This window comes from uncultured Dubosiella sp., assembly GCF_964018005.1.
Taxonomy (GTDB): domain Bacteria; phylum Bacillota_I; class Bacilli_A; order Erysipelotrichales; family Erysipelotrichaceae; genus Dubosiella; species Dubosiella muris.
On record NZ_CAXHOA010000023.1, the window covers coordinates 23,475 to 28,977 of the forward strand.

General features: G+C 50.9%; 6 protein-coding genes. All 6 read left to right on the forward strand.

Annotated elements, in window-relative coordinates; all coding sequences use genetic code 11:
* Positions 1 to 1,707 (forward strand): pyruvate formate lyase family protein (locus ABNS49_RS12320; protein WP_348688224.1); only part of this gene is annotated, 1,707 nt, incomplete at its 5' end.
* Positions 1,700 to 2,599 carry a glycyl-radical enzyme activating protein gene (locus ABNS49_RS12325; RefSeq protein WP_135980631.1) on the forward strand — a complete coding sequence of 300 codons (900 nt, stop codon included), beginning with the start codon at positions 1,700 to 1,702 and terminating at the stop codon, positions 2,597 to 2,599. The genes ABNS49_RS12320 and ABNS49_RS12325, both read left to right, overlap by 8 nt.
* A complete protein-coding gene (locus tag ABNS49_RS12330; RefSeq protein ID WP_135980632.1) occupies positions 2,599 to 3,357 on the forward strand; it encodes a DeoR/GlpR family DNA-binding transcription regulator in 759 nt (252 codons plus the stop codon). The genes ABNS49_RS12325 and ABNS49_RS12330 overlap by 1 nt, the downstream gene beginning before the upstream one ends.
* 26 nt (positions 3,358 to 3,383) lie before the next feature.
* Positions 3,384 to 4,136 carry an N-acetylmannosamine-6-phosphate 2-epimerase gene (locus ABNS49_RS12335; RefSeq protein ID WP_288341746.1) on the forward strand — a complete coding sequence of 251 codons (753 nt, stop codon included), beginning with the start codon at positions 3,384 to 3,386 and terminating at the stop codon, positions 4,134 to 4,136.
* 333 nt (positions 4,137 to 4,469) lie between these two features.
* Entirely contained in the window at positions 4,470 to 4,730 is a 261-nt protein-coding gene (locus tag ABNS49_RS12340) for an FRAT-87 protein (protein WP_135980634.1), read from the forward strand.
* 456 nt (positions 4,731 to 5,186) lie between these two features.
* Complete coding sequence (locus ABNS49_RS12345; protein ID WP_135980634.1) at positions 5,187 to 5,447, forward strand: FRAT-87 protein; 261 nt, start codon at positions 5,187 to 5,189, stop codon at positions 5,445 to 5,447.
* Positions 5,448 to 5,503: the final 56 nt, after the last annotated feature.

Sequence of the window (5,503 nt, forward strand, 5' to 3'; positions counted from 1 at the left end):
TTCATGGACGCGTGCGCGCAGGCGCTCGATTTGTTCAAAGACGTCCTTCGCCGTCAAATCGAACTCGTCCACGAAGCCAAACAAGGAAAAAGCGCGCAACGGATCCGGGAACTCGAGCAAATGGAAGCCGACCTCGACTTTCTGCTCGACCACAAGCCCGCCACCTTCCGGCAGGCGCTCCAGCTGTTTTGGCTGTACGCCTTATGCGCCGGCTGCATCAATTACGGCCGCCTCGACATTGTGCTCGGCCCGTATTTGAAACAGGACATCGACCGGGGAACGCTCACGGAAGACGAAGCGTACCGGTTGCTCAAATCGCTTTGGAAAATGATTGAGAACCGGCGGACGACCGTCAATGGCCGCATCATTGTCGGCGGCCAGGGAAGAAAAGACAAGGAAGCGTGCGATCTGTTCACGAAGATCTGCTTGCGGGTATGCAAGGACACCCGGTACGTCGAGCCGCAATTCACCCTTCGCTTCGATCAAAACACCGATCCCGAAATCATGGACATGGCCTACGAGTGCATCGCTTCCGGCGCCACGTATCCCACGCTGTACAACGACGATGTCAACGTGCCCGCCGTCCAGTACGCGATGCGCGTGCCCAAAGAGCTTGCCGAGCAATACATTCCGTTTGGCTGCGGCGAGTTCGTCATCCAGGGCAAAAGCGTCGGCACGCCCAACACGCTGCTCAATTTAGTCAAGCTGCTTCAAATCGCGCTCAACGAAGGCGTCGACCCGATGGATGGCGTGTACAAGGCGGGCCCATTATCCCTCAAGCCGCTTTCGGAACTGACGACGTTCGACGCGCTGTACGATCAATACAAAGCCGTTCTCGACTACTATTTTGATTTAAGCGTCGAAGCCCAAAAACATAGTTATGAAACGATGAGCGAGGAAGTGTCGTTTTTATTCAATTCGATTTTGATGGATGATTGCCTTGGACGCCAAAAAGCGCTGCTTGATGGCGGTGTCGAAATTTTAGGCGGCACCAACGAAACGTATGGCAACATCAACGCCAGCGACGCGTTATCCACGATCAAAACGCTCGTATACGACGAAAAGAAGTACACTCTGGAACAACTCAACAAAGCCGCGCTCGCCAATTTTGCCGGCTATGAAAAGCTCCAGAAGGAAATTTTGACGCTGCCCAAATACGGCAACGACGAAACCGAATGCGACGAGCTCGCCAACGATTTGTACGAGTACGTCGCCAAAGGCATCCGGCAAAAAGGAATCGAGGCGGGCCTTGGCTATTACTTGATCGTCATCTCCAACAACCAGACGAACACGGACTGGGGCCATGAAACCGACGCCTCGCTGGACGGCCGCAAAAAAGGCGTGTACATGAATCCCGCCAACAATCCGCAAGGAGGCAATGCCAAAAACGGGCCGACCGCCGTGCTCAAATCGCTCGCCCGCTTCGACGCCAAATACCATGGCGGCAGCGTGCAAAACATCAAATTCACGCCGCGCATGATGCACGAGGACAAGGAAAAAGTCAAAGCGCTCTTTCACACGTACTTTAAAAACGGCGGGTGCCAGCTCATGGTCACTGTCGTGGATCGCGGCGTTTTGGAAGACGCGCAAATCCACCCGGAAAACTATCCCGATTTGATTGTCCGTGTCGCTGGATACAGCGCCGTGTTCGTCAATTTGACCAAAGACGTGCAGGAAGAACTGCTCAGCCGGACGCTTTATGATTAGAGTAACCAATATCGAGCGATTCGCCACCCACGACGGTCCCGGCATCCGTACGACGATCTTTTTCAAAGGCTGTCACATGCACTGTCCGTGGTGCGCCAATCCCGAAACGTGGAGCCAAAAAGTCGAGCTGCTTCACGATGAAAAAAAGTGCGTCCACTGTCAAATGTGCCGGACGGTGTGCCCGGCTTCGGCCATCGCGTTTCCTGAAGGAAAATGGCAGATTGACCGGTCGCGCTGCAAAGGCTGCCAGGCATGCGCCCAAGAGTGCCTGAACGACGCGATCACGTTTTCGGGCACGGACTACACCGAAGACGAGCTCGTGGACATCGCGATGAAAGATTGGGATTTTTACGAGGAAAGCGGCGGCGGGGTGACGCTGTCGGGCGGGGAAGTGTTTATGCAGCCCGAAGGATTGAAAACCTTGCTCAAAAAGCTCAAAGCCCAAAGCTTGCATGTGGCGCTGGAAACGACCGGTAGCTACGCGCCGGCCATGCTGCGTGAAGTCGTGGATGACGTCGACTTGTTTTTGATGGACCTCAAGCATCTCGACGCGGGAAAGCTGAACGCCATCACGGGTGGCAACGGCGAGCTGGTCGTCGCCAATTTCCGGTACTTGGCGAAAAATCATCCCGAAAAAATCGTGATTCGCATGCCGGTCATTCCCGGATTCAACGACGAGTCCGAAACGATTGAGGCTGTTCTCGATTTTGCGGCCAGCAACCGCATTCAGGAAGTCGACTTGCTGCCGTTCCATCCACTGGGCGCTTCCAAATGGAAAAATCTTGGACGGCCATACGCGTATGAAAAGGAGAAAATGATGGAAAAACAAAAATTGGAACCGTATATCGAAACCGGCGCGAAAAAAGGCGTGAAAGTGCGGGTGGGCGGCTGATGCTAAGCGCCCAGCGATTGATGCTCATCCGGGAGATGATCGAGCGCGACGCGTTCGTTTCCGTCAAGGAAATCATGGAACGCTTCGACGTGTCCAGATCGAGCGCGATGCGCGACTTGATCGAACTTGAAAACCAGGGCGTCGTCATTCGGGAACGGGGCGGCGCCGTGCTTAAGGAGCGGGCCGCCACCGTGTCGAGCGCCAACGAAGTCGCCATTCGCGCCAAGGAAAACGTGAACGAGGCGCAAAAGCGGCTTTTGTGCGCCAGAGCGGCGCGAACGATTCACGAAGGCGACTGCATATATGTCGACGGGGGCACGACGACGTTGTTTTTGGCGGAATGGATCGCGACTATGCGTGTCACCGTGATTACGCCGAATACGTATTTTTTGCAAAAGCTGCCCGCCACGTTTCCGGGAACGATTTATTTGCTGGGGGGCGAGTTCGGTTTGAACCGGGACATGTCGTATGGCCCGCTGACGATTGAGATGCTCAAACAATTCAATTTTGACTTGGCGTTTTTGACGACCAACGGCATCGACCTGGAACGGGGCGAGGCGAGCGTGTTCGATTTTGAAGTCGGCCAGGTGAAAAAGGAAGTGCTCAAGCGCTGCCGGCACAGCCGCTTGCTTGTCGACGCGTCCAAGATCGGCAAGCGGGCGCTTTGTTCCTGGGCCAGACTGGACGCGTTTCAGGATATTTACATGGACGCGTGCCCGGAAGACGAGCGGCTGGAAAACATTGTGATTTGCGATTGAAGCAGCGGAACAGGAGGAAAGAGAGTATGAAGACAACCGATTCGCGGAAAAAGGGAATTTTGGAAAAGATGAAAGGCGGGTTGATAGTCAGCTGCCAGGTGCAGCATGACGATCCGATCTATACCGACGATATGGTCGTGAAAATGGCGGAAGCGGCACGCTGGGGCGGGGCCGTGGGCATCCGCGCCAATTCGCCCGAGCAAATCAAGGCCATTAAGCAGGCGGTTCCCGAACTGCCGATGATCGGCCTTTGGAAAGTGTGGCACGACGACACCGACGTGTTCATCACGCCGACGATGAAGGAAGTGCGCGCCATCTGGGACGCGGGCGCGGAAATTATCGCCCTGGACTGCACGGCGCAAACGACGCATGAAGGCACGCAGGCGTGGGACTTGATCAAGGACGTCAAAAAGGAAATTCCGGAAGCGATCGTGTTCGCGGACGTGTCCAACTACGAGGAGGCGAAGCGGGCCATTGAAAACGGCGCCGACATCGTCGCGCCGACGCTGTATGGCTATACGAAGGAAACCGCGCACATTGAAGGACCGGATATGCGGATGTTCGCGAAAATGTGCCGGGATTTCAAGGACGAGGCGTACGTGATGATGGAAGGACACATTTACACGCCGGAAGACGCGATGAAATGTATTTTCCTTGGCGCCCACAGCGTCGTGGTGGGAAGCGCCATCACAAGACCGCATTTGACGACGAAGCGGTTTACCGATTTGTTGGGCGGCTATCAGGACAACTGGCGGGACGCCGAAAAGGCAAAGCACTGAAAAAGTTGACGAAACTTGTTATGGGGGGAAAAGGCAAAGTCGAGAAAAAAGTTAGAAAGTATTATTTATAGTAATACATATCCCCGAAAAACGCGGAATTCATCTATTTTTCTAATAAAAAGGCAATTTTTAAAAAGATTTAAATTTCATGATGCATATTGCTGTCAATTTCGAATGAAGGTTTGTATTATGAGAATGTAAAGTAAGAAGGCATTCAAAAGCCCCAACTCAGACCTGAATTTATGAATTAAAATGATGAAAATGAAAGGTTAAAGCATTCCAGAACAGGCCGAGATAGTAAAAGACTTTACAGTAGGAATGTAGGTAATTATCATGACAAAAGATGAATTCAAAAAAGTATTGACTGACGCAATCGGCGGAAACGCATATGGTGACGAAGTAGTTGCTGACTTGGTTGAACATTTCGACGAGACTGGCAAATACGCCCAGACAGCAAAAGATCGTCTTGACGAGCGTTTGGCAACACTTAAAGGTTGGGAAAAGAAACATCGCGAAGAAGGCGACGCTGCAAAAGCTGACGAAGAAGCAGCAAAAATTGCTATCGTAGAAAAAGCAATGAAAGCAATCGCTTAATTCAAAAAAACTTAACCAAGAAATCATGGATTGAAATGAAATTAGGAGCTGTTCCCGGCTCCTTTTTTCATGCCGATCCAAAGACGGAAATCCAAAAAAAACTGGATAGAAACCCAAAAAGGAAGGATAGGACATTTCAAAGGATTTGAAAGCCGGAAACAAGCGAAGAAAGAATGGTATGTATTGTTTTTCGTAGAACTTAGCGCCAAAAACAAGCCTGATTCCGCCCTTTTAGGCCCAAAAAAGCGATTTTTAAAAAAAATTCAATTTCATGTTGCATCTCGCTGTCAATTTCGAATGAAGGTTTGTATTATGAGAATGTAAAGTAAGAAGGCATTCAAAAGCCCCAACTCAGACCTGAATTTATGAATTAAAATGATGAAAATGAAAGGTTAAAGCATTCCAGAACAGGCCGAGATAGTAAAAGACTTTACAGTAGGAATGTAGGTAATTATCATGACAAAAGATGAATTCAAAAAAGTATTGACTGACGCAATCGGCGGAAACGCATATGGTGACGAAGTAGTTGCTGACTTGGTTGAACATTTCGACGAGACTGGCAAATACGCCCAGACAGCAAAAGATCGTCTTGACGAGCGTTTGGCAACACTTAAAGGTTGGGAAAAGAAACATCGCGAAGAAGGCGACGCTGCAAAAGCTGACGAAGAAGCAGCAAAAATTGCTATCGTAGAAAAAGCAATGAAAGCAATCGCTTAATTCAAAAAAACTTAACCAAGAAATCATGGATTGAAATGAAATTAGGGGCTGGCAAC